General features: G+C 63.2%; 17 protein-coding genes. All 17 read right to left on the bottom strand.

Going from position 1 to position 25,170, the window contains the following annotated elements; translation table 11 throughout:
* Nucleotides 1–8 precede the first annotated feature (8 nt).
* The 17 genes from NUV89_RS04525 to flhA all read right to left on the bottom strand — a co-directional run bounded on the left by NUV89_RS04525 (nt 9) and on the right by flhA (nt 24,929).
* On the bottom strand, nt 9–7,775 hold the full coding sequence (locus tag NUV89_RS04525) for a hemagglutinin repeat-containing protein (RefSeq protein ID WP_257780455.1): 7,767 nt from the start codon (nt 7,773–7,775) through the stop codon (nt 9–11).
* 24 nt (nt 7,776–7,799) lie between these two features.
* The gene (locus NUV89_RS04530) at nt 7,800–8,321 is read right to left on the bottom strand and encodes a toxin-activating lysine-acyltransferase (RefSeq protein ID WP_257780456.1); all 522 of its coding nucleotides are present in this window, start codon (nt 8,319–8,321) and stop codon (nt 7,800–7,802) included.
* An 11-nt stretch (nt 8,322–8,332) separates the two neighbouring features.
* On the bottom strand, nt 8,333–10,039 hold the full coding sequence (locus tag NUV89_RS04535; protein ID WP_257780457.1) for a ShlB/FhaC/HecB family hemolysin secretion/activation protein: 1,707 nt from the start codon (nt 10,037–10,039) through the stop codon (nt 8,333–8,335).
* Between the two features lie 810 nt (nt 10,040–10,849).
* Nucleotides 10,850–11,242 carry a DUF2802 domain-containing protein gene (locus NUV89_RS04540; RefSeq protein WP_017735235.1) on the bottom strand — a complete coding sequence of 131 codons (393 nt, stop codon included), beginning with the start codon at nt 11,240–11,242 and terminating at the stop codon, nt 10,850–10,852.
* Nucleotides 11,243–11,728: a chemotaxis protein CheW gene (locus tag NUV89_RS04545; protein ID WP_017735234.1), complete on the bottom strand. Its 486-nt coding sequence runs from the start codon at nt 11,726–11,728 to the stop codon at nt 11,243–11,245.
* A gap of 80 nt (nt 11,729–11,808) precedes the next feature.
* Nucleotides 11,809–12,594 carry a CheW domain-containing protein gene (locus NUV89_RS04550; RefSeq protein WP_257780458.1) on the bottom strand — a complete coding sequence of 262 codons (786 nt, stop codon included), beginning with the start codon at nt 12,592–12,594 and terminating at the stop codon, nt 11,809–11,811.
* Nucleotides 12,594–13,382, bottom strand: a complete 789-nt coding sequence (locus NUV89_RS04555) for a ParA family protein (RefSeq protein ID WP_257780459.1) — start codon at nt 13,380–13,382, stop codon at nt 12,594–12,596. The genes NUV89_RS04550 and NUV89_RS04555 overlap by 1 nt, the downstream gene beginning before the upstream one ends.
* A 50-nt stretch (nt 13,383–13,432) precedes the next feature.
* Nucleotides 13,433–14,326 (bottom strand): flagellar motor protein MotD, encoded by an 894-nt coding sequence (gene motD, locus NUV89_RS04560; RefSeq protein ID WP_207045181.1) that lies wholly within the window; start codon nt 14,324–14,326, stop codon nt 13,433–13,435.
* A gap of 9 nt (nt 14,327–14,335) precedes the next feature.
* Nucleotides 14,336–15,076 (bottom strand): flagellar motor protein, encoded by a 741-nt coding sequence (locus NUV89_RS04565; protein ID WP_017735230.1) that lies wholly within the window; start codon nt 15,074–15,076, stop codon nt 14,336–14,338.
* Entirely contained in the window at nt 15,076–16,206 is a 1,131-nt protein-coding gene (locus NUV89_RS04570) for a chemotaxis response regulator protein-glutamate methylesterase (RefSeq protein WP_257780460.1), read from the bottom strand. The genes NUV89_RS04565 and NUV89_RS04570 overlap by 1 nt, the downstream gene beginning before the upstream one ends.
* A gap of 47 nt (nt 16,207–16,253) precedes the next feature.
* The gene (locus tag NUV89_RS04575; RefSeq protein ID WP_257780461.1) at nt 16,254–18,449 is read right to left on the bottom strand and encodes a chemotaxis protein CheA; all 2,196 of its coding nucleotides are present in this window, start codon (nt 18,447–18,449) and stop codon (nt 16,254–16,256) included.
* An 11-nt stretch (nt 18,450–18,460) separates the two neighbouring features.
* On the bottom strand, nt 18,461–19,249 hold the full coding sequence (locus NUV89_RS04580) for a protein phosphatase CheZ (RefSeq protein WP_257780462.1): 789 nt from the start codon (nt 19,247–19,249) through the stop codon (nt 18,461–18,463).
* An 18-nt stretch (nt 19,250–19,267) separates the two neighbouring features.
* Nucleotides 19,268–19,642 (bottom strand): chemotaxis response regulator CheY, encoded by a 375-nt coding sequence (locus NUV89_RS04585; protein ID WP_015885173.1) that lies wholly within the window; start codon nt 19,640–19,642, stop codon nt 19,268–19,270.
* Between the two features lie 168 nt (nt 19,643–19,810).
* Nucleotides 19,811–20,551 carry an RNA polymerase sigma factor FliA gene (gene fliA / locus NUV89_RS04590; protein WP_017735226.1) on the bottom strand — a complete coding sequence of 247 codons (741 nt, stop codon included), beginning with the start codon at nt 20,549–20,551 and terminating at the stop codon, nt 19,811–19,813.
* A complete protein-coding gene (gene fleN / locus NUV89_RS04595) occupies nt 20,548–21,381 on the bottom strand; it encodes a flagellar synthesis regulator FleN (RefSeq protein ID WP_003192912.1) in 834 nt (277 codons plus the stop codon). The genes fliA and fleN overlap by 4 nt, the downstream gene beginning before the upstream one ends.
* Before the next feature lie 105 nt (nt 21,382–21,486).
* Entirely contained in the window at nt 21,487–22,803 is a 1,317-nt protein-coding gene (gene flhF / locus NUV89_RS04600; protein ID WP_017735225.1) for a flagellar biosynthesis protein FlhF, read from the bottom strand.
* Between the two features lie 11 nt (nt 22,804–22,814).
* The gene (flhA, locus tag NUV89_RS04605) at nt 22,815–24,929 is read right to left on the bottom strand and encodes a flagellar biosynthesis protein FlhA (protein ID WP_017735224.1); all 2,115 of its coding nucleotides are present in this window, start codon (nt 24,927–24,929) and stop codon (nt 22,815–22,817) included.
* Nucleotides 24,930–25,170 lie beyond the last annotated feature (241 nt).

The following is a 25,170-nucleotide window of genomic DNA, read 5'->3' on the forward strand; positions in this document are numbered from 1 at the left end:
GGTCGTCCTCATTGTTTGACTCTCTTAAACACGGCCGCGCCGTCTTTTGTATCGCTCCAGAACGGCTTGCAGAGTTCCCCGCCCTTGCCATAGCAGTTGTGCGCGGTCTTATCGCCACCGAACACTTTCAACCACTCCCACAACCGATTGCTGCCTTCCGGGATCGTACCGCCGGTACCAGCGTTAAACCCTACCAGCGGCGCTCGGGCGACGGGGTCGAAATTATGATTCTGGTACTGCAGCGCCATCGCATCACGCTGCTCCACGGAACTGAATACGGAACGGTCCTGCAATACCCCCAACAGCGAATCGGCCTTTTGCACCGAGTAGGCCGCACCGAAGAAGTTCATCGAGGTTTGGCCCAGGAGGCCAGCGTTTGCCGGATCACGAGCCAACGATTCCATGGCACTGCCCGTGGTCAACGTGCCGCGGCTGTGGCCGTCGATGTGCAATCCGCTTTGGCCGAACTGGACCATATATTCCTTGGTCTGCACAGCAGCGTTGGACAAGCCCCAGAAATCATTTTCGAGATTCTTCTGATACGCCGCGATCATCAACTCGGACGTGAAGTTGTTGGCTTTCTCGAAGTGGATCAAATACTGCGGCCCGGTATCGGCACTGCTGTGTTGTTCGGCGTATTTGGCCGCACCGTCGATGTCGTTGAAAATACCGTTGTTGGCAATGTGCACCTTGCCGTCCGGCCCGGGCTTGAGGTTGCGCTTTTCTTCGTCGCTCAATTCGCGGCGCTGAACGTTACCCTTTTCATCGAGCAGCGCCTTGCCATCTTTGTCCTTCAACACCTCATACACCCGCGCCTTCTCAAGGAAGATCTTGCGATACGCCTCATCCGCCAGCATCGACACCTGGTTGTAGAACTCACGCTTGATCTCTTGCTCCGCCTCGACCTTGCGCCCCATCTCCGCCACGTCCAGGCGCTCCACGGCAGCGTGGGCGGCCTCGGTATTGCGGTTGAGGGTGGCAATCGTCTGGTCGACGCTCATGCCCGCGACCACACGCTGGCGCTCGGCATTGGTGATGACCAGGGTGCCGGCGCTGATGGCGCTGCGGGTGTCGCTGGCAGCGGAGTCGGAGTCCGAACCGTTGGCGAGGCTGTTGGCGAGCAGCGCCTTGGCCGTGCCGAGCTTGCCGTCGAGCATGTCCGAACTGAGCTCCACCCCTGACGTCTTGACGCTGGCTTCGGAGGTGTTGTGGATGTCGGCCACGGTCAGCGTGCCGGTGGTCAGGCTGTTCTTGCCGTCGGCGATGGCCTTGTCGGTGCTGGAAATCACGCCGCCCTTGAGGTCGGTGTTGCCGCGCACGTTGAGGTCGAAACCACCGTCGCCGGCGCGAATGCCCGATTGCTCGATGACGCTGGCGAAGTTGGACTTCTGCTGGGTGTTGCTGGAGCTGAAACTGGCCGTCGCAGCGCCGGCGCAGACCGGCGGGATGCAGATGCTGATGCCGGCGCTCATGCTCTTCTGCTCGGAGGCAAATTTGCTGGTGTCTTGCAGGCTCTCGATGTTCAAGTCGCCGCCGACGTCGGCCTTGACCTTGTCGGCCGAGACCACCGCGCCGCGCAGGGTGGTGTCCTTGCCGGACACCAAGGTTGCCTGATTGCCCGCCGTCACATGGGTATTGCTCCAGACCAGGTCATTGCCATCGGCATTGCCGCGGCTTTGGGACGCCGAAGCGTTGAAGCTCAGGCCGTTCTTCTCGCTGCCAAAGGAGATGCCGATCCCCAGGCTGCCGTTCACGCTTTTGTTGGTGCTGTGTTGCTCGATGGTGTTCTCAGCACCCGCCAGCAGGATATTGCCGTCGGCCTTAAGCAACGCATCGTTGCCGGCAGTGATCTGGCTGCCCTGCACCGTCAGGTCGTTATTGCGCTTGCCACCGGTGGCCACAATCGACACATCGTGCCCCGCCGCCACGGTCGAGCCGGCCGCCGTGTTGGAGGTCTGCTCGCTTTTGTTCTCGCTCTTGTTCATGCCCAGGGCGATGCTCAAGTTGATCCCGCCCGCCGCTGCCGGGTCGGCCATCACTTGGGTGTGGGCTTCGCTGGCGGCCCACACGGTGTTCAGCGCGGCCAGGGTTTTCATGCGTTTGTCGTCGGTGCGCTCGGCGGCCTTGTTCATGCGCTGGCCGGTTTGCACCGCGTTGACGATGGGGTTGGTCAGGGTCAGGCTCACGCCGGTCTGCTTGAAGCGTTGCTCCTGCTGCTGCGCGGCGAGGTTGCGCGCTTCGAGGATATTCACCTCGGACGCCTCAATCGACACATCGCCCTTCGGCGCGCTGACATTGCTGCCGACCTGGCGGTATTCGCCGCCGGAGCTGATCAGCACATTGCCGTCGGTGGAACCCACACTGCTGGCGGCCGCCGTGGTCTGCTGGCTGCTGTCCTTGTTGGTCTGTTGCTGCGAGCCGATGGTGACGGCAATCGCGCCGCCGCTGAACATGCCGCTGGTCTTCACGTCCTTGGTGTGTTTTTCGTCGAGGGTCTCGGTGGCCGCCAAGACCTTGATGTCATTGCCCGCCACCAGCGCCGTGCCCGACGTCGAGACCACGTTGCTGCCGGTAATGGTGATGTTGTTGCCGGCTTGCATCACCGCCTGCTCGCCGCTGAAGGTCGAGCCTTGCGCGGTGGTCTGCGCCACCGTGTCGCGGGTGGTGGTGGTCTTGCTGGAGAACATGCCGTTGCTGCCCTTGACCTTGTGCGCCTCGTCCGCCGTGCTGAAGCGCTCGCTGGCCTCGACGTTGATGTCGCGGTTGGCACTGACGGCCACGGCACCGGCGTCACTGTTGACCCGCGCGCCGCGTGCCTGCACATCACGCCCGGCGCCCAGGCGGATATCGCCCGTGGCTTGTACCGAGCTGCCGACTTCGCTGCGCCCGGCTTCCTTGCGCCAGTTGTCGCCATCCCATTGGTTGGCCTGGGTGAAGGACTCGTTCACCGTGCTCAAGGTGATGTCGTTGCCCGCCACCAGCGTCGTCTTGCCGCCGACGCCGGTGTTGCTGACCTGGGCCGCTTGCAGGTTGATATTGTTGCCGGCGGTGGCAATCAGGTTGGCCGCCGGTGCCGACACATACAGCCCTGCGACGCGCGACAAGGCGGTGCGGGTGCCCTGCGCGCTTTCGCTGTCGGTGGTGATCGAGCGCACATTGATGTCGTTGCCGGCACTCAGGGCCAGGCGACTGTTGGCGCTGATCAGGCCGCCGATGTTGTTCAGGTCCTGGCTGGCACTCAACGACACGTCGTTGCCCTGGATGCGCCCGCCGAGGTTGTTGAGGTTCTGCACGCTGACGTTCACGCCATCGCGCCCGGAGAGGCTGCCGCTGTTGACCAGGTCACCGCGCACGTCGAGGTTCAAGGTGCGCCCGGCCATCAGCGCGCCGGAGCCGTCGATGTCACCTTCGCGCACCCGCACATACACCTGCGGCACCAGCACCTTGCGCACTTCGCCGCTGGCCAGGGTCACGTCCTTGGACACCAGCCACACGATATCGCTGGTCAACTGCGCCATTTGCGCGGCGGTCAGCGCCACGCCCGGGATCAGCTTCCACTGGTCGGCCAGGGTCACGGCGCTGTCGATCATGCCGCGATACTGCGCTTCGTCACTGGCATAGCCGTCGACAAAACGGCGCCCGGTGAGTTGGGCGACTTGTTCGCGGATCAGCTTCTGCTCGTAGAAGCCATCGCCGAGGCGCTGCTGGGTGCCGGCCGGATCAAGGTTCAGGCGTTCGAGCATGTAGTCCGACGACAGCCACTTGCCGTAGTTGGCGAAGCGCGGATCGGTCTCCACCAGGTAACCGGCGGTGCTGTTGGGGTTGATCTGGTACAGGCTGCTGTTGGGCAGGTCCGGGTTGAAGCCACCGGTGCGGATCTGCTCCACCGCGCCGCCCGCGTTCTGCTGGGTCAGCGCTTGCACTTCGCTGATCGGGGTCACCGCATAGGTACGCCCGGCCCCGGCCAGGTCACCCGTGCCGGCCGCGCTGTCGGTGACCTTGGCCAGCACCAGCGCGCCGACCTGGGTGCCGGTGCCGTTGATAGCCGCGTACTCGGTAAACACCGTCGGTTTCAGCGAGATCTGCTCGATCAAGGGCGCCGGGGTATACGCCGTGACGTTAAGGCCCTGGCGGTCGCGGCCTTTGCGCTGGATGCGGTAGTAGCTGGCCAACGTGCCGCTGTCGGTGGTGACCTTCTGCCCGGTCAGTTCGGTGTTGATCACCGAACCGACGCTGGCGTTCAGCGCCTGGCCGGCGATGATCCGGCTCTTGTCGTTGAACACCTGGTCGGCAATCAGGTTGATGTTGCCACCGGCGAGGATCTGCGCCGGGTCCGAGGCGACGATCTGCGTCTCGGTCACGGTGCGGTTGTAGTCGTAGCGGAGCCAGCGCGTGCCGTAGCCTTCCGGGGTGACCAGGTGCAGCACCTCATCGTTGTACAGCGAGATCTGCCCCGGCAGGTAGCGGTTGGTCGAGCCCGACAACAGGTACTCCTGCAAGGCCTGGGTGGACACCTGCACCTGCTGGGTGGCGAAGTGTTCGTTGGTGTTGTTGATCTGCTTGGCGTTGATGCTGAGGCTGCCCAGTGCTTCGACGGTGGCACTGGCGTTGTTCAGCACCTGCGCCTGGCCCGTGGCCTGGTCATTGGCGTCCAGGGCGCCACCGATCAGCAGGTTGCCGGTGCTGAAGATCAAGCCGTGCTCACGGTTGTTGATGACCTGCGCGCCGATATCCAGGCGGTTGCGGGCGGCAATCGTCGCGGCGGATGCGCCTTCGAGGGTGTTGTTCAGGGTGCCGGCGGAGATGCCGAGCAGATCGCCATAGATGCGCCCGGTGCCGAGGTTGTTCAGGGTCGCGGTGGTCAGGCGCGTGGCCTCGCCGTCGATCAGGCCACGGTTGTCCAGTTGCGTGGTCGCGTTGACCTGCACTTTGGGCGCGCTGATCGCGCCGCTGGCCGTGTTGTCGACAACGTTGGCATCCAGGCGCAGCAGGTTGCCGGCCTGTAGCGCGCCCAGGTTGGTCAGGCGCCCGCTGGTGGCCAGCGACACGTTGCCGTTGGCCTGGAACAGGCCGTTGTTGACGAAGTCCTGGGTCAGGCGGAAGGTCAGGTCCCCCAGGCTGAGGACCTTGCCGTTGCCGCCGTAGCTGGCGCTGTCGAGCAGCAGCGATTGCCCGGCGATCAGCGTGCCGGCGCCGTTATTGATGGCCTGGCGTTTTTGCGCAAGGTCACGATCCGCCACGGTCAGCGTGCTGCCGGCCGAGATGATCCCCTGTTCGTTGTCCAGGGTGCCGCTGCCGGTGACGCTCAGCGTCGTGTCGGCGACGATCGAACCACCACGGTTGCTGACGCTGTCCACGTCCATCGCGACGGACTGGCCCTTGAGGCCCTGATTGGCGCCTTGGGTGCTGCTGTTATCCACACTGGCGGCTGTCAACAGCAGGTGCCCGTCGGCGCGCAACAGGCCGGCCTGGTTGCTCAGGTGCTGGGCGTTGACGTCAAGGGTGGCGGCGCTGCCGATAAACCCCTGGTCGTTGAGCAACTGGCCGGCGCGCACGGTCACGTCGCGTTGGCCGAGGATGCCACCGGTGCTGCCGGAGTTGCGGTTGCTCAGTTGCTGGCCGTGGGTGTCGATCTTCAGGCTCGACTTGGCCTGCACGATGCCGCCGTCGTTGTTCAGCACGCCGCTGTCGACGGTCAGGGTGTCGCTGGCATTCAGGGTGCCCTGGCTGTTGTTCAGTTGCTGGCCCTGGGTATTGAGCAACAACTGCGCGCCGGTGATGACCCCGCTGCTGTTGTTCAGGCCTTGGGCGTTGACGGTCAAGGCCTTGGCGGCCTCCAAGCGGCCGCCGGTGTTGTCGAGCGCCGTTGCGTCGCTGTTGAGCAGCAGGTCGCCCGCCACCGAACCGAGGGTGCCACCTTGGTTCAATACGCTGCCCGCCTTGACCGTCAGCGTCTGCGTGGCCGCGACGGTGCCCTTGGCGTTGGTCAATTGCGCGGCGGTGACGCCCAGCGCGCCGCCCGCGGTGATCTGCCCGTTGCTGTTATCCAGGGTGCCGCCGTTGAGGGTCAGCTGCGCGGCGCTCACCAGCTTGCCGTTGCCGTTGGCCAAGTGCTGGCGGGCGGTGACGGACAAGTCGCCAAGCGCACCGGACTGCACCAGGCCACCGCCGTTGTTCAGGTTGTCGGCACTGACGTCGAGGCCGCCGCCGCTGGCGAGGATGCCGCTGCTGTTGTCGAGGTTGCGGGTGACGCTCACGCGCATGCCGGCAGTGCCGGTCTGCACCCATTTGCCGCCGACGTTGGACAGGTCCAGCGCCGTGACGCCGATCTGCGCCGCGCCAACCTGTGCGGCATCGCTGAGCAAGGCCTGATTGGCGTTGGCGGTCAGGGCCTGGCTGGCGGTGACACGGCTGCGGCGCAGATCCAGGTTGCCAGCGGTGCTGGTCAGGTCGACGGTCTGGGCCGAGGTCTGGCTGTCACTCAGGTCAACCTGCGCGGCGCTGGCGGTGAGCTTTTGCGCCGCAAGGTTCTGCCCCTTGGCGGTGATCGTGCCGGCCGAGGTCAGGGTCAGCGAACCGCTGTCGCCGAGCTTGCCGGCACTGTCGACGCCCGCCGCGAGTGCGGAACCGGCGTGGCTGCGAATCGCGCCCTTGGCGGTCAGGCGCGCATCGCCCTGGGCGGACGCAATGCCCTTGTTGTCGATATCCGCGGCGGTCTTCAGGTCCAGATTGCCCTGGGCGTACAGCGTGCCGCTGTTGTCGATGCCCTTGTCAGCCGTGGCCGTCAGTTGGGTGGCGCTGCTGATCTGGCCACGGTTTTCGATACGCCCGTCACTGCCAATCACCACTTCACCGGCACTGGAGCCGATCTGCCCGGCGTTGCGCACGCCCACGCCAGCACCGTTGCCGACCAGGGTGATCTTGCCGGCATACATGCCGCCCAGTTGCGCCACGTCGATGGCCACGGCCGGCGTGTCTGCCGGCGCGGCACCGGTGGTGCCGGCCTTGATGGTCAGGTCCTTGGACCAGATGCCTGCGTTCACTTCGACCGTGCGCGCAATGATCTCGGTGTAGTCGGCGCGGCTGGTGTCCATGCCTTCGCCACCGATGCTGATCTTGCCGCCCGAGACCTGGTAGCCACTGATAAGGCCGTTCTCGAACTGCGCGCGCCCAGTGGTCAGCGTGGCGCGGTCGGCGTTGATAAAGCCGCAGCCTTCACAGGCGATGCCCGATGGGTTGGCAATCACCACCTGGGCCTTGGAACCGGCCACTTCGACAAACCCGCGCAACTGGCTCGGGTTGCTCGAATTGACTTCGTTGAGAATCACCCGCGCACTGCCATTGGCCAGCGCGCGGTTGCCTTCGATCCAGCCGGCCAGTTGGGTCTGGCTGTTGGTCGCGGCGTTGTTGAGGATCACCCCGCGCTTGTCCACGTCGAACTGCGAATAGGTATTGCGCGACACGCCCGCGTCGCTCGGGCGGGTGATGTCCACCACCGGCGCGCCATTGCCAGCGGCACCGATGGTCGGGCGCTGGCCCGCCGGCGCCGAGCCATCGGCCACGACCTGCGCCTGCACCGGCGCCACCAGGGTGACCCAGCCCATGCCCACCATCAGCGCAAAACGCAGCGGCGTGAGGGTTGCCGTCACCGGGCTGACCGAGGACACACCGCGCGTGGTGCCGGGGGCCTTGCAGGCGCTCTTGACGTTCTCGGCCACCACCATCAGCAGGCCGCGGGCCTTGTTGAATACAACTCGAAACAGATGCTTATTCATGCAGATCCTTTGCGCGGTGGCTGATCAGAGCGCGTCGCTGGGTAACGGGTGAGTGGCAAACCAGGCTTGCGCCTCCAGGTCCAGGACGGCGATGCCCTGGAAATTCAAGACGCGCAAGCCGCGCGCTTCGCCTTTGTGGTGCAGTGCGCGGAACACCTTGCCGGGCCACAAACGGCGGCGCAGCAAGCTGCTGATGCGCGAGGTGTGGCCAAACGGCGCGACCCAGTCGTTGATCCACAACCGGTCGCCGCTGTCCCAATCCTCGGCTGGCAGGCACACCGCCGGTGCACGCAGGTAACGCGCCTCGGCGTCGGCACTGAGGTTGAGCCACGAGAGGAAAAACACCGGCCGCCCGCCTTCGCTGACCAAGATGAACTGGCGCCGCTTGATCGCCGGCAGCAACAGCGTCGACAGGCTGTGCAACGGCGCATCGCGATGGGCCGCCGAGTGCATCCACAGCCACACCGCCGAACCCAGCACCTGGGCTTCGTCGATGGGGCTGTCGGCCCGCTCGGGGGCGAGCACCTCCAGGGTGTCGTGGTGCATCGTGGCCTCCTTCAAAATGACCAGTTGGCGCTGAAGCCACTGGTCACGTCGGCGGTCTGGAAGCCCTTGGGTTTTTCCAGGGGCTTGCCGGTGTAGATGTCATAGGAAAACTGCTTGTAGCCGCCACGCAGGCCCACCACCGCACCGGCCAGGCGTCGGCCCGAGAGGTACTGGGTGGAATGCCCGCCGACTTCGCCATAGTCCACGCCCAGGTAGAGTTCCTGGCCGGTGTTGGCCAGGCTCAGGCCGAGGTCGTTGCTGAAGGTCCAGCCGCGCTCGGCCGAGAGGATCTGCTCGCCGTCGAAACCGCGCACGGTGTAGCGCCCGCCAATCGAAAAGCGGTCCTGGGGAATCAGCGGCGTACGGTTCCACTGCCCGCGCCAGCCGGCGATATAGCGCAGGCGTTGGTCGGCAAGGGTGAACGGCAGCTGCAATTGGGCGTTGGCGGTGATGATCTGCGAGCGCGAGGTGCCTTCGCCGTTTTCCTCTTCGGGCGCGCGCAATGCATCACGGGCACCGGTGCCACGGCGATAGCCGACCCCGAGGTCGAGGGTGCTGGCGCCGATGAATTCACGGTGGTTGATCCCCGCCTGCCAGCCGGCCATGCGTCGGCGTTGCAGTTCGATCTCGGTGTCTTCGATGTAGTTGCTGGACGTGCGGCTCCAACCGCCGACCGACACGGTGGTCTTGCGCACCGCATCGCGGTAGATCACCCGCGACAGCTGCACCTCATTGGTCCGGCTGCGGCCACTGTAGGAATACGCCTGGTTCACCCCGGCAATCGTCTGGTGGTAGTCGTACTCGCTGGACGTCAGGCTCAGCTGCCAATAGTCGTAGGGCACCGAGTAATGCACGGTGTGGCCCTTGGAACCGCGGTCGCCACTCTGGCCGCCGCCCAAATCATGGTTGAAGCTGATGTAGAACAGATCGTTGAGGCTCGCCAGGTTGTCCAGCGACAGCGCGACGTTGCCCTGGTACTTGCCGGTCTGCTTGCTGCCGGAGTCGTCCACCGACAGGCTGACGCGCACTGGAATTGCCTGCTTCCAGGCGATGACCACATCACTCTCACCGGGCTGGGCATCCGCGCCTTCGGCCGGGGTGATCTGCACGTCGGCTTCGGCGGTGGGTACGCGCTTGAAGTTTTCCAGCGCCTGCTCAATGTCGCGCAGGTTCAACACGTCGCCCGGCGATGCGGGCATGGCGTTCCAATAATTGGCGCGGGCGGAAGTGCCTTCGGCAAAGCGGATGTGCTTGATCCGCCCCGGCACCAGCACCAGCGACAGCGTGCCCTGGTTCAAATCCTGGGCCTCGGCGAGGACGCGGGTGGTGATGAAACCCTTGGCGATGATCGCGTTTTGAATGCGCTTCATCGTCAGGTTGATACCGGCGGAACCGACGCAACGGCCTTGCACCGGATCATCTGTCGGGTTGGCGGCGCGCAGGGCCCACTGGAAGTCTTCGGCCTGGTCGCCACGGAGGACCACGCGGTCGATCTTGAAGCACGGCGTTTCATTGCGCGGCAGACGCAGGTTGCCGGCGCTGTCGAGCGGCGCTTCCAGACGGACGTCGGGGGATTGCTCCAACTGCTCGCGCTGGGCGCGTTCACGTTGTTGCTGCAGGAGTAATTGTTGGGCAGGGGCTTGCGGTTCAGCCGCCAAAGCCGCTGCGCTGGTCAGGAAACCGACAAGGGAACAGGTGGCGACGCAAGACTGCAGCAAAACAGACGGTTTTGTTCTAGGTAGAGCGTCGAAAGACATTTCGCATCCTTGTGAGTGAAACTTCCTACATTCGCAGGCTTGGTCACCACAAAGACATAAAAGTGCCATGGGGATGTATGGCCCTGTGACACATTTCGCAAAAACGGGGGGTTGGGAAAGGCTTTGTTTTTTGGGTGGAAGGCTCTATTTCAAGGCCTGGAGCTGATTGAGGTGAATTCGACAATAATTCAACTTTTGTACAGCTTTGTGTCCTGATGCCATGAGCCTCTGCACAAACCCATCAAATTGGCGGCAGCCAGACAGACCGAGGTGTCTGCATCGCAGGCAAGCCAGCTCCCACAGTTGAGCGGTGAACAGCATGAGAAGTGCCGGTCGGCTCTAAGGCCGCCGCGCTCTGGCTTTTGATCTGGGGTCGCCCCGTCAAACACGCTGGCCGAACGCAGGCTTTGGAGCGTGGGTAACCCGGCAGGACGCCGGGTTAGCCGCACTGGGCCAGGGATGGCCCATTGCGGCGGCCCACGCTCCAAAGCCGGAGTGAGGGTATGCCGAGCCTAGGCGAGGCACCGAGTGTTGGGGCGAGGACCTTTTGGTTACTTTTGGGTCCCTCCAAAAGTGACCCGCTGTAAGAGCGGAACCCTAAGTGGCCGTTACCGCAGCAATGGATATGTACCCAGACCCAAAGCCCCCCAGCGCCTGAGACATAGCCTTCGCGAGCAAGCCCGCTCCCACATTTGGATCGGGGTACATCCGACAAACTAAAGTCGCCTGACACATAGCTATCGCAGGCAAGCCAGCTCCCACATTCAGGGGTCAGCTCTTGTGCAGCTTGCTCATCAGTTGCGCCTCAGCCTGGGTCAGCCCGCAGGACTGGGTCAACTCATCCACCGTCGCCCCCATCCCCACCAGCTTCGCCGCCTGGGCAAATGACAGGCTCGACGGATCACGCTGCTCGATCTGCGCCAACTTGTCCGGCAACGGCGCGAGGATCGCGCGCAGTTCATGCACCTCATCCCCCACCCGCACCGCCGTCTGCTGGTAATGATCGACCCGCTTGACCAACTCCAGCACACGCCGATCACGCACGGCGTCGCGCTCGGCCTGTTGCAAGGCCACTTCCCGTTGCTGGCGCAGATAGCGCAGCAGGAAGGCCAACGTCCCGGCCCACAACAGGGCCAGGACGATCACCGCCGCTTCAAGAAACAATCAGATGTTCTCCAGATCCGACCATTCTTCTTCGCTCATCATCTTGTCCAGCTCAACCAGAATCAGCAGTTCGCCGTTCTTGTTGCACACGCCCTGGATAAACTTGGCGGATTCTTCGTTGCCCACGTTCGGCGCGGTTTCCACTTCCGATTGGCGCAGGTAGACCACTTCGGCCACGCTATCGACCATGATCCCGACCACTTGCTTGTCGGCTTCGATGATGACGATGCGGGTGTTGTCGTTGACTTCGGTCGGCACCAGGCCAAAACGCTGGCGGGTGTCGATCACAGTCACCACGTTGCCGCGCAGGTTGATGATGCCCAGCACGTAGCTCGGCGCACCCGGCACGGGCGCGATCTCGGTGTAGCGCAGCACTTCCTGCACGCGCATCACGTTGATGCCGTAGGACTCGTTGTCCAGCTTGAAGGTTACCCATTGCAGGATCGGATCATCCAAACCTTGTGCGGACGCTGACTTGTTGTTCATACCCCTGACCCCTTCAAATGCCGTTATGTACGGCGTGTGTGCTTCATTGGCCCCGCAACCGCGCGGCCCTTATTGTTCAATCAACTGCGTGTAGTCACCGGCATCGACTTGACGGCGCCGCTGGCGATCAACTCGGCCAGTTCGGCGACGTCGAGCAACGCGCACATGTGTTCGATCACGGTGCCCGCCAGCCAAGGCCGCTGGCCCCGGTGGCTGCGCCATTTGATTTCGTTCGGGTCCAGGCGCAACGAGCGGCTGACTTGATGCACCGCCAGCCCCCACTCGTAGCCCTGCACCGAGATCACGTATTGCAGGCCCTGGCGGAAGTCGTCGCGGTAGCGGTCGGGCATCACCCAGCGCGCGGTGTCGAGGACTTTCAGGTTGCCGGCCTGGCTGGGCAGGATGCCGAGGAACCACTCCGGTTGCCCGAACAGCGGCGTCAGCTCCTGGCCTTCCAGGGAATAGATCGAGCCCAGGCACACCAGCGGCACTGCCAGGGTCAAGCCGGCGACGTCGAACAGCAGGCATTCGAACGGCTCGGCGGCCCAGCTCGGGCGACCATCAGGGGTGACCGGCGGCGGTGTGATGCTTGGCGGCAGATGGACTTCCACCACCGGCGCGACCACGACAGGGGCAACGGGGACCACCACGACCGGCGTGATCGGCACCACCACCTGGGCATCGCGGGCTTGTTCTTCGAGCACCGCCAGCTGGAACTCATCCAGTGCGGCTGGCGGCTCAATGGCGGGCTCAAGTACCAGTATCGGCTCGGGCAACTCTTCGGCGGTCGCGTCCTGCAGCAAGGCATCCAGGTAGGATTCCAATGCCAGTTGCGGCCGGGTCTTGAATTCGACGGGACGGTTCATCAAGCCACCTGCGCCACAAGCTGCTGGGACAGCAGGTGCTTGAGCAGCGCGCGGTAGGCCATGACGCCACGGCTCTTGCCGTCGAACTGCGACGGCGTGAGGCCGGCGCGGCTGGCGTCACGCAGGCGCGTGTCCACCGGGATGTAGCCGTTCCAGATCGTCTCCGGGTAGGCATCGCGCAGTACGCGCAGGGTGCCGAGGGACGCTTGGGTGCGGCGGTCGAACAGGGTCGGCACGATGCTGAACGGCAGCGCCTGTTTGCGCGAGCGGTTAATCATCGCCAGGGTACTGACCATGCGTTCCAGGCCTTTGACCGCGAGGTGCTCGGTCTGCACCGGGATCACCAATTGCTGGCTGGCCGCCAACGCGTTGACCATCAGCACGCCGAGCAACGGCGGGCTGTCGATGATGGCGTAGTCGAAGTCCTGCCACAGCTGCGCCAGGGTCTTGGCGATCACCAGGCCCAGGCCGCTCTGCCCTGGCGACTGGCGCTCAAGGGTGGCCAGCGCGGTGCTGGACGGCAGCAGGGAAATGTTCTCGTTGCTGGTGGGCAACAGCAGTTGCCCCGGCAGGTCGGTCGGCACGCTGCCCTTGTGCAGGAACAGGTCGTAGCAGCTGTGTTCCAGCGCATCCGGGTCGTAGCCGAAATAGCTGGTCATCGAGCCGTGGGGGTCGAGGTCGACCACGACCACACGCTTGCCCGCCTCGGCCAGCAAGCCAGCGAGGGCGATGGAGGTGGTGGTCTTGCCGACCCCACCTTTTTGATTGGCAACTGCCCAGACTCTCATTCAGTTGGTTCCTCCCGGTGGGCACAGGCGCGACCGAGACATTGCATAGGTTATTGAGCCGGTGACGGAGAATTGACGGAGCTCTGCCGAACCGGCGGCGTTACCACTGCCGGTGCAGTTTGTGTGCCAGCGCGCTTCAAGGCCGCGTCCGGTGTTGCATTGGCCGTGCCGGTGCCGGTCAGGCTGCGGCGCACATCGAGGTTGCGCGACACCACCAGGACCACCCTGCGGTTCTTCGCGCGCCCTTCTACCGTGGCGTTGTTCGCCACCGGCTGGAATTCGCCATAACCCACCGACGCCAGGCGCCCGGGGTTCACGCCCTGCATTGCGAGCATGCGCACGATGCTCGATGCGCGCGCCGACGACAGCTCCCAGTTGGTCGGGTACTGCGCGGTGCTGATGGGGAAGTTGTCAGTGAAGCCTTCGACGTGGATCGGGTTCTCGAACGGCTTGAGGATGCCCGCGACCTTGTCGATGATGGTGAACGCCTGGTCGCTGGGCAGCGCATCGGCACTGGCGAACAGCAGGCTGGAATTGAGCTCGATCTCGACCCACAACTCATTGCCGCGCACGGTCATCTGGTTGGAGCTAATCAAGTCGCCAAAGGCAGCGCTGATGTCGTCGGCGATGCTTTTCAGCGGGTCGCTGGTGCCGCCGACGCCGGCCGCGGTTTCGTCGCTGTCGTTGACCAGCGGCTTGGCCGGGGTCACGGTCTTGGGCCGCTCTTCACCGATGGGAATCGGCTTGAGCGAGCGATCGGCGTCGTTGAACACGCCGATCAGCGCCTGGGAAATGACTTTGTACTTGCCTTCGTTGATCGACGAGATGGAGTACATCACCACGAAAAACGCGAACAGCAAGGTGATGAAGTCCGCGTAGGACACCAGCCAGCGTTCATGGTTGACGTGCTCTTCAGGCTCGCGACGGCGACGGCTCACAATCATGACCTCCCATCAGTCCATGAAGCCCTGGAGCTTCAATTCGATGGAGCGCGGGTTCTCGCCCTCGGCAATCGACAGGATGCCTTCCAGCAACATTTCGCGGTAACGCGACTGGCGCTGGGCAATCGACTTGAGCTTGCTGGCCACCGGCAACAGCACCAGGTTGGCACTGGCCACGCCGTAGATGGTGGCGACGAATGCCACGGCAATGCCGCTGCCCAGTTGCGAAGGGTCGGCGAGGTTGCCCATCACGTGGATCAGGCCCATCACCGCACCGATGATGCCGATGGTCGGCGCGTAGCCGCCCATGCTTTCAAAGACTTTGGCGGCGTTGATATCGCGGCTTTCCTGGGTGTAGAAATCCACTTCGAGGATGCTGCGGATCGCTTCCGGCTCGGCGCCGTCCACCAGCAATTGCAGGCCTTTGCGCGCGTAGCTGTCGGGCTCGGCATCGGCCACGCCTTCGAGGCCCAGCAGGCCTTCCTTGCGGGCGGTGAGGCTCCAGTTGACCACGCGATCAATGCCGCCGGCCAGGTCGACGCGCGGCGGGAAGATGATCCATACCAGAATCTGCATGGCGCGCTTGAACGAGCTCAACGGCGACTGCAACAACGCCGCGCCGACGGTGCCGCCGATCACGATCAACGCGGCCGGGCCGTTGGCGAGCGCACCGAGGTGGCCGCCTTCGAGGTAGTTGCCGCCGATAATCGCGACAAACGCCATGATGATGCCGATCAGGCTCAACACATCCATTAGAGGCAGGCCTCCACCAGATGCTTGCCGATGTCGTCCAGGCTGTAGATGGCGTCGGCCAGTTCAGCCTTGACGATGGCCATGGGCATGCCATAGATCACGCAGCTGGCTTCGTCCTGGGCCCAGATCGCGCTGCCGCCCTGCTTGAGCAGGCGCGCGCCTTCGCGGCCGTCGGCGCCCATGCCGGTGAGCACCACCGCCAGAACTTTGTCGCCGTAGGACTTGGCTGCCGAACCGAAGGTGATATCCACGCACGGCTTGTAGTTCAGGCGCTCATCGCCCGGCAGGATTTTGATCGCGCCACGGCCATCCACCATCATCTGCTTGCCACCCGGGGCCAGCAGCGCCAGGCCAGGGCGCAGGATGTCGCCATCCTCGGCTTCCTTGACGCTGATGCGGCACAGCTTGTCGAGGCGTTCGGCGAAGGCCTTGGTGAACGCGGCGGGCATGTGCTGGATCAGCACGATCGGCGCCGGGAAGTTCGCCGGCAATTGCGTCAACACCCGTTGCAGGGCCACCGGGCCGCCGGTGGACGTACCAATGGCGACCAGCTTGTAGGCTTTGCGCTTGGGCGCCGGCGAGTGCGCGCTTGGCGCAGCGGCGCGAACCGGGGCGGCGGCTGGCGCAGGCCGAGCCACCGGCGCAGGGGCCGGGCGACCGAACGACGACGATGTCGGCGCAGGCGCCGCTGCAACCGGTGCCGGCGCGGGGGCGCTGAACAGGCTGCGACGGTTACTGCGGGAAATGCTGTGGACTTTCTCGCACAACAGTTGCTTGACCTTCTCGGGGTTGCGCGAGATGTCTTCGAAATTCTTCGGCAGGAAATCCACCGCGCCAGCGTCCAGCGCATCCAGGGTTACCCGGGCGCCTTCGTGGGTCAGCGAGGAGAACATCAAGACCGGGGTGGGGCAGCGTTGCATGATGTGGCGGACTGCGGTGATGCCATCCATCATCGGCATCTCGTAGTCCATGGTGATGACGTCAGGCTTCAACGCAATGGCTTGATCGATCGCCTCTTTGCCGTTGGTGGCCGTGCCGACCACCTGGATGCTTGGATCGGCGGAAAGAATTTCCGAGACGCGGCGGCGGAAGAAACCCGAATCGTCCACCACCAGGACCTTGACTGCCATAAACACTCCGTTAGGCGGGGCGGGCAAACCGCCCTGCCCCACCAGAATCAAATACGCCGAGCGGCGTAACGCTTGAGCATGCTCGGAACATCGAGAATCAGCGCGATCCGACCGTCACCGGTGATGGTCGCGCCCGACATGCCCGGGGTTCCCTGCAGCATTTTGCCCAAAGGCTTGATGACCACTTCTTCCTGGCCAACCAGTTGATCGACGACAAAGCCGATCCGCTGGGTGCCCACGGAGAGGATCACCACATGGCCTTCGCGCTGCTCTTCATGCTTGGCCGATGCCACCAGCCAGCGCTTGAGGTAGAACAGTGGCAACGCCTTGTCGCGCACGATCACCACTTCCTGGCCGTCCACCACGTTGGTGCGCGACAGGTCGAGGTGGAAGATTTCGTTGACGTTGACCAGCGGGAAGGCGAACGCCTGGTTGCCCAGCATCACCATCAGGGTTGGCATGATCGCCAAGGTCAACGGCACCTTGATGACGATCTTCGAGCCCTGGCCCTTGGTCGAGTAGATATTGATCGAGCCGTTGAGCTGGCTGATCTTGGTCTTCACCACGTCCATGCCGACGCCACGGCCGGACACGTCGGAGATCTCGGTCTTGGTCGAGAAACCCGGGGCGAAGATCAGGTTGTAGCACTCGGTGTCGGTCAGGCGGTCGGCGGCGTCCTTGTCCATCACGCCACGCTTGACCGCAATATTGCGCAGGATCGCCGGGTCCATGCCTTTGCCGTCATCGGTGATCGACAGCAGGATATGGTCGCCCTCTTGCTCGGCCGCCAGGATCACCTTGCCGTTGCGGGACTTGCCCGAGGCTTCGCGTTCTTCCGGGGTTTCGACGCCGTGGTCGACGGCGTTGCGCACCAAGTGGACCAGCGGGTCGGCCAGGGCCTCGACAAGGTTTTTGTCGAGGTCGGTTTCTTCACCCACCAGTTCCAGGTTGATCTCTTTCTTCAACTGGCGCGCGAGGTCGCGAACCAGGCGCGGGAAGCGGCCGAAGACTTTCTTGATCGGCTGCATCCGCGTTTTCATCACGGCGGTTTGCAGGTCGGCAGTCACCACGTCGAGGTTCGACACGGCCTTTTGCATGGCTTCGTCGCCGCTGCTCAGGCCCAGGCGCACCAGGCGGTTACGCACCAGGACCAGTTCGCCGACCATGTTCATGATGTCGTCCAGGCGTGCGGTATCAACCCGAACGGTGGTTTCGGCTTCACTGGCAGGCTTTTCTGCGGCGGCCGCTGCCGGGGCCGCAGCACGGGCAGGGGCTGCTGCGGCAGGCGCCGGAGCGGGTTTGGCCGCCACCGGTGCCGGTGCCTTGGCGGCCACTGGCGCGGGGGTTGCGACCGCAGCCGAGGCCGAGGCCCCGACTTCGGTGAACTTGCCTTTGCCGTGCAACTCGTCCAGCAGGGACTCGAATTCGTGATCGGAAATCAGCCCGTCAGCAGCCGGTGCAGCGGCTGCCGTTGGCGCCGCTGCGGCGACTTCCGGCAAGGCGTCGGCCACGAACGTGCCCTTGCCGTGCAGTTGGTCGAGCAACGCTTCGAATTCATCGTCGGTGATGTCGGTGCTGGCAGCCGCGGCAGGCGCCTCGACAGCAGCGGCAGGCGCAACGGCGTCGGCAGCGAACTGGCCTTTGCCGTGCAGTTGATCGAGCAACGATTCGAATTCGGCGTCGGTGATGTCTTCGCCCGTCGGCGCGGCAACCGCTGCCACCGGTGCTTCGGCTTCAGCCTTGACCGCGTTGAGGGAGTTGAGCAGTTGTTCGAACTCGCTGTCCGTGACATCCGCCTCGGCCTCAACCACCGGCTCCGGCGCCGCTTCTGCGACAGGCGCAGCCGAAGTGTCGGCCGGTTCTGCCAGGCGCGCCAGGGCGGCCAGCAGTTCCGGGGTGGCGGCAGTGATCGGCGCACGTTCGCGCACCTCGCTGAACATGCCGTTGACCGCATCCAGTGCTTCGAGAATCACGTCCATCAATTCCGAATCAACGTGACGCTCACCCTTGCGCAGGATGTCGAACACGTTCTCGGCGATGTGGCAGCACTCCACCAGCTCATGGAGCTGGAGGAAGCCGGCGCCCCCTTTTACAGTGTGAAAACCGCGAAAAATTGCATTGAGCAGGTTCGCATCATCCGGTCGGCTTTCCAGCTCGACCAGTTGCTCGGACAACTGCTCTAAAATTTCGCCGGCCTCTACAAGGAAATCCTGAAGGATTTCTTCATCGGCGCCGAAGCTCATGTGGGTGCTCCTTAGAAGCCTAAACTGGATAACAGGTCATCAACATCATCTTGACCCGATACAACGTCTTCACGTTTATCGGCATGAATCTGCGGACCTTCACCCTTGGCGAGATGTTTTTGTGGATCTTTTTCCGAGAGGATCGCTTCGCGGTCATGTTCGATGCCGGCAAAACGGTCAACCTGGCCTGCCATGAGCACCAATTTGAGCAAATTGCTTTCCACTTCGGTGACCAATTGGGTCACGCGCTTGATGACCTGACCGGTGAGGTCCTGGTAATCCTGGGCCAGCAGAATGTCATTGAGGTTGCTGGAAACCGTGCGGTTTTCCTGCTCGCTGCGTGACAGGAAACCTTCGACCCGACGCGCCAGTTCACGAAACTCTTCCGCCCCGACTTCGCGGCGCATGAAGCGGCCCCAGTCGTGGCCCAAGGCCTGGGCTTCGGTGGCCATGCCATTGACCAGGGGCGTGGCGTTTTCCACCAGGTCCATGGTGCGGTTGGCCGCCGCCTCAGTCAGCCTGACCACATAGGACAGGCGTTCGGTGGCATCGGTGATCTGCGAGATTTCTTCGGCCTGGGGCATGTGCGGGTCAATCTGGAAATTGACGATCGCACTGTGCAGCTCGCGTGTGAGCTTGCCCACTTCCTGGTACAGGCCGCGGTCACGGGTCTGGTTGAGCTCATGGATCAACTGCACCGCGTCGCCGAACTGGCCTTTTTCAAGGCTGTCGACCAACTGGTGAGCATGCTTCTTCAGGGTCGACTCGAAGTCTCCCTGGGTTGTTTCTTTATGCTCCATAGCTCCCCCGCGATGGCATTAGCCGTGGATGCGTTCGAAGATTTTCTCGATCTTCTCTTTCAGCGCCAATGCCGTGAAAGGCTTGACCACGTAACCGTTGACCCCGGCTTGGGCGGCTTCGATGATCTGTTCACGCTTGGCTTCGGCGGTCACCATCAACACCGGCAAGCTGCGCAATTTTTCGTCCGCACGCACATGGCGCAGCAGGTCGATACCGGTCATGCCCGGCATGTTCCAGTCGGTTACCAGAAAGTCGATGCTCCCGCTGTTGAGGATCGGAATCGCCGTAATGCCGTCATCCGCCTCGACCGTGTTTGTGAACCCAAGGTCACGCAACAGGTTTTTAATGATCCGCCGCATCGTTGAGAAGTCATCAACGATGAGGATTTTCATGTTCTTGTCCAATTCGACCTCCAAGCAGTCTTAAACGCGCCCAGCACCTGGACGCGCCATTTCAATCAACAGGCGTTACACAAAAAGGACTGCCCAGGGCACCACGGTACAAACCCGCAAAGGCCTGAGGCCTTCACGGGTTCGTCTGCAGTGTCCCCACACCGCCTGTCAGCGCGCGCGCCACTCTCCCAATCGCCCCCGCAAGCGGGCTGCGCACTGGCTATGCAGCTGGCTGACACGCGACTCGCTGACCCCCAGGACCTCACCGATTTCCTTGAGGTTCAGCTCTTCGTCGTAGTACAGCGCCAACACCAGTCGCTCACGCTCCGGCAAATTGGCAATCGCGTCCGCCAACGCGCCCTGGAAACGTTCGTCTTCCAGGTCACGCGACGGCTCAAGATGTGCACTTGCGCCGTCCTCATGCAGCCCCTCGTGTTCGCCGTCCTGTAGCAGGTCGTCGAAACTGAACAGGCGGCTGCCCAAGGTATCGTTCAAAATCCCGTAGTAATCGTCGAGACTCAATTGGAGTTCGGCCGCAACTTCGTGATCTTTAGCGTCGCGGCCGGTTTTTGCTTCAATTGCACGAATTGCGTCACTGACCATGCGTGTATTGCGGTGTACCGAACGCGGCGCCCAATCCCCTTTACGCACTTCATCGAGCATCGCCCCCCGGATGCGGATACCCGCATACGTCTCGAAACTCGCACCCTTGCTCGCATCGTATTTGGTCGAGACTTCGAGCAGGCCGATCATGCCGGCCTGGATCAAGTCTTCAACCTGCACACTCGCGGGCAAACGCGCCAGCAGGTGATAGGCGATGCGCTTGACCAGTGGCGCATAGCGCTCGATCAATTCGCCTTGGCTGTCACGTGCCGACTTCTTGTAAAGGTTGTAGCCGCTGGCTGTCATAGCACCGGTCCTGCGCTCGTCTGATGCACCAATCGCTCGACGAAAAACTCCAGATGCCCCCGCGGGTTGGCGGGCAACGGCCAAGTATCGACCTTCTGGGCAATAGCCTTGAACGCCAGTGCGCACTTCGAACGAGGGAACGCTTCATAGACCGCACGCTGCTTTTGCACGGCCTTGCGCACACACTCGTCATAGGGAACTGCGCCGACGTATTGTAAGGCGACATCGAGGAAGCGATCCGTGACCTTGGTCAACTTGGCGAACAGGTTGCGGCCCTCTTGCGGGCTCTGGGCCATGTTGGCCAGGACGCGGAAGCGGTTCATGCCGTAGTCGCGGTTGAGCAGCTTTATCAGGGCGTAGGCGTCGGTGATCGAGGTGGGTTCATCGCAGACCACCAGCAAGACTTCCTGCGCGGCGCGCACAAAGCTGACCACGGACTCGCCGATCCCGGCGGCGGTGTCGATCACCAGCACGTCGAGGTTGTCGCCGATATCACTGAATGCCTGGATCAGGCCGGCATGCTGCGCCGGGCTCAGGTGCACCATGCTCTGGGTGCCCGAGGCGGCCGGCACGATGCGAATCCCGCCAGGCCCCTGCAGCAGCACGTCGCGCAGCTCACAGCGGCCCTCGATCACATCGGCAAGGGTGTGTTTGGGCGTCAGCCCCAGCAGAACGTCGACGTTCGCCAGCCCCAGGTCAGCATCCAGCAGCATGACGCGACGGCCAAGCTCTGCCAGGGCCAGGGACAAATTCACTGACACGTTAGTTTTCCCGACGCCACCTTTGCCGCCGGTCACCGCGATCACCTGTACGGGATGCATGCTGCCCATTTTATTTCTTTACCTTGTCTTGCTTAGACGCAGGCTACATGGCTTGGCCGCGTGAATCGCTTGCAGACCATCGATGTAGGTACATTTCACGGTGTTCGTACTGCCTCAACCCACCCGCTTTGCCGGGTTGTGATAGAGGTCAGCGAACATATCGGCCATCGCTTCCTCGCTAGGCTCTTCTTGCATTTGTACGCTGACTGCCCGGCTGACCAACTGATGACGGCGCGGCAGATGCAGATCATCTGGAATCCGCGGCCCGTCGGTCAGGTAGGCGACCGGCAGTTCATGGCTGATAGCCAGGCTCAACACTTCGCCCAGGCTTGCCGTCTCATCCAGTTTAGTCAGGATGCAACCGGCCAGCCCGCAACGCTTGTAGCTGTGATACGCAGCGGTAAGAACCTGTTTCTGGCTGGTGGTTGCAAGCACCAGGTAATTTTTCGATTTGATGCCACGCCCGGCCAGGCTTTCCAGTTGCATGCGCAATGCCGGGTCGCTGGCTTGCAGGCCGGCCGTGTCGATCAGCACCACGCGCTTGCGCAGCAGCGGATCGAGGGCGTTGGCCAGGGACTGGCCCGGGTCGACGTGGGTCACCGACACATTGAGGATGCGCCCCAGGGTCTTGAGCTGTTCCTGGGCACCGATGCGGTAGCTGTCCATGCTCACCAGCGCGATATTCTGCGCGCCGTACTTGAGCACATAACGCGCCGCCAGCTTGGCCAGGGTGGTGGTCTTGCCCATGCCGGCAGGGCCGACCATGGCGATCACGCCGCCCTCTTCCAGGGGTTCTATTTCCGGGGTGACGATCATCCGCGCCAGGTGCGCCAGCAACATGCGCCAGGCCTGGCGCGGCTCTTCGATTTCGGTGGTCAGTGCCAGCAGGTCGCGGGACAACGGGCCGGACAGGCCGATGCGTTGCAGGCGACGCCAGAGGTTGGCCTGGGCCGGCTTGCTGCCTTGCAGCTGCGTCCACGCCAGGGAGCCCAGCTGCACTTCCAGCAGCTCACGCAGGCCGTTGAGTTCAAAGCGCATCGAGTCGAACACACGCTGGTCAACCGCGGCGGCCGGGGCTGGCGCTGCGGGACGCGGCGGTTCGGTCAACGTCGGCTCGACCAGCGGCTCGGCAGCGGTCAGCGGCAGGCCGGCGAACAGCTGGCGATTGGTGGTGGCATCGCTGTCGCCACGCATGCTCAGCTCAGCCTGGGCCGAGACGATGCGCGAGGCGGTCTTGCGCAGCTCGTCTTCGAGTTCCATGTTCGGCACACGTGGAGCCAGGGCCTGGGGGGTGTAATCCAGGGCAGCCGTCAGCTCGACACCGCCGGCAATCCGACGGTTACCGATAATCGCGGCATCGGCGCCCAGCTCATCACGTACCAGTTTCATGGCCTGACGCATATCGGCGGCGAAAAAACGCTTCACTTGCATAACCCACTACCTCAGCCGTTGGGCCCTACTGTCGCGACGATAGTCACTTGCTTGTTGTCAGGAATTTCCTGATAAGCCAAAACGTGCAAATTCGGCACTGCCAGGCGTCCAAACCGCGACAGCATCGCCCGGACGGGGCCTGCCACCAGCAGAATCACTGGATGGCCCTGCATTTCCTGGCGCTGTGCGGCGTCGATCAACGAACGCTGCAGTTTTTCAGCCATGCTTGGCTCCAGCAGAACGCCCTCTTCCTGGCCTTGTCCTGCCTTCTGGATACTATTGAGCAATATTTGTTCCAACCTTGGTTCCAAGGTGATTACAGGCAGCTCAGACTCAGTGCCTACAATGCTTTGCACGATTGCGCGGGACAATCCGACCCGCACCGCCGCCACCAGCGCGGCAGTATCTTGACTCTTGGCGGCATTGTTGGCGATGGCCTCGGCAATGCTGCGGATGTCGCGCACCGGCACTTGTTCGGACAACAGCGCCTGCAACACCTTGAGCAATTGCGACAGCGACAACACGCCCGGCACCAGCTCTTCGGCGAGTTTGGGCGAGGCTTTGGCCAGCAAGCCCATCAATTGCTGGACTTCCTCGTGGCCGATCAGCTCGTGGGAGTGCTTGTAGAGGATCTGATTGAGGTGCGTGGCGACCACCGTGCTGGCGTCGACCACGGTGTAGCCGAGGGACTGCGCCTGGCTGCGCTGGCTGATTTCGATCCACACCGCTTCCAGGCCAAAAGCCGGATCTTTGGCGGTTATGCCGTTGAGCGTGCCGAAGACCTGGCCGGGGTTGATCGCCAGTTCGCGGTCCGGGTAGATCTCGGCTTCGGCCAGGATCACGCCCATCAGGGTCAGGCGGTAGGCACTTGGAGCCAGGTCGAGGTTGTCGCGGATGTGCACGGTGGGCATCAGGAAGCCGAGGTCCTGGGACAGCTTCTTGCGCACGCCCTTGATCCGCGCGAGCAGTTGGCCGCCCTGGTTGCGGTCCACCAGCGGAATCAGGCGGTAGCCGACTTCCAGGCCGATCATGTCGATCGGGGTCACGTCGTCCCAGCCCAGCTCCTTGGTTTCCGAGGCGCGGGCCGGGGATGGCAGCAGTTCCTGCTGACGGGCGACTTCTTGCAGGGCTTGCACTTTGACGGCGTTCTGCTTTTTCCAGAACAGGTACGCCGCACCGCCCGCCAGGGCCGCCATACTCAGGAACGACACATGGGGCATGCCCGGCACGATACCCATGATCGCCATGATGCCCGCCGCCACGGCCAGGGCCTTGGGCGAGGCAAACATCTGCCGGCTGATCTGCTTGCCCATGTCTTCGGAGCCCGAAGCACGGGTCACCATGATCGCCGCAGCTGTAGATAACAACAGTGATGGCAATTGCGCCACTAAACCGTCACCGATGGTCAGCAAGGCATACACCCGACCGGCATCGCCGAAGGTCATGCCGTGCTGGAAGATACCGACGGCCATGCCGCCAATCAGGTTGATGAACAGGATCAGCAGGCCGGCGATGGCGTCACCGCGTACGAATTTGCTGGCACCGTCCATGGAGCCGTAAAACTCGGCTTCCTGGGCCACTTCGGCACGGCGGGACTTGGCTTGGTTCTGGTCGATCAGGCCGGCATTGAGGTCGGCGTCGATGGCCATCTGCTTGCCGGGCATGGCGTCGAGGGTGAACCGCGCGCTCACCTCGGAAATCCGCCCGGCGCCCTTGGTCACCACGACGAAGTTGATAATCATCAGGATCGCGAACACCACGATACCGACCACGTAGTTACCGCCGATCACCACCTCGCCGAAGGCCTGGATCACCTTACCGGCGGCGGCGTGGCCGTCCTGGCCGTGCAGCATCACCACCCGGGTCGAGGCTACGTTGAGCGCCAGCCGCAGCAGGGTCGCCACCAGCAGAATGGTCGGGAACACCGCGAAGTCCAGCGGCCGCAAGGCGTACACGCAGACCAGCAGCACCACGACGGACAGGGCAATGTTGAAAGTGAAGAACACGTCCAAAAGGAACGGCGGCATCGGCAACATCATCATTGCCAGCATCACCAGCAACAACAACGGCACACCCAGATTGCCCCGCGACAGGTCAGTCAGGGTGCCACGGGCCGTGCTGAACATTTGAGAGCGATCTACCACCGGTATTCCTCGTGTCCCTTGAAGCAAAGTTTTGACGCCAGAAGGCGTCTCGGAGGCGGTATTGCAAGAAGCCTTCCAACTTTTGCTTCAAAGGACAGATCGCGCTGAAACCCCCACCTACCTGTGGGAGCGGGCTTGCTCGCGAAGGCGGCGGATCAGCCAGCACATGCAGTGCCTGACATTCCGCTTTCGCGAGCAAGCCCGCTCCCACAATTGACCGTGT

The sequence above is a fragment of the Pseudomonas sp. 18.1.10 genome, from assembly GCF_024655625.1.
Classification (GTDB): domain Bacteria; phylum Pseudomonadota; class Gammaproteobacteria; order Pseudomonadales; family Pseudomonadaceae; genus Aquipseudomonas.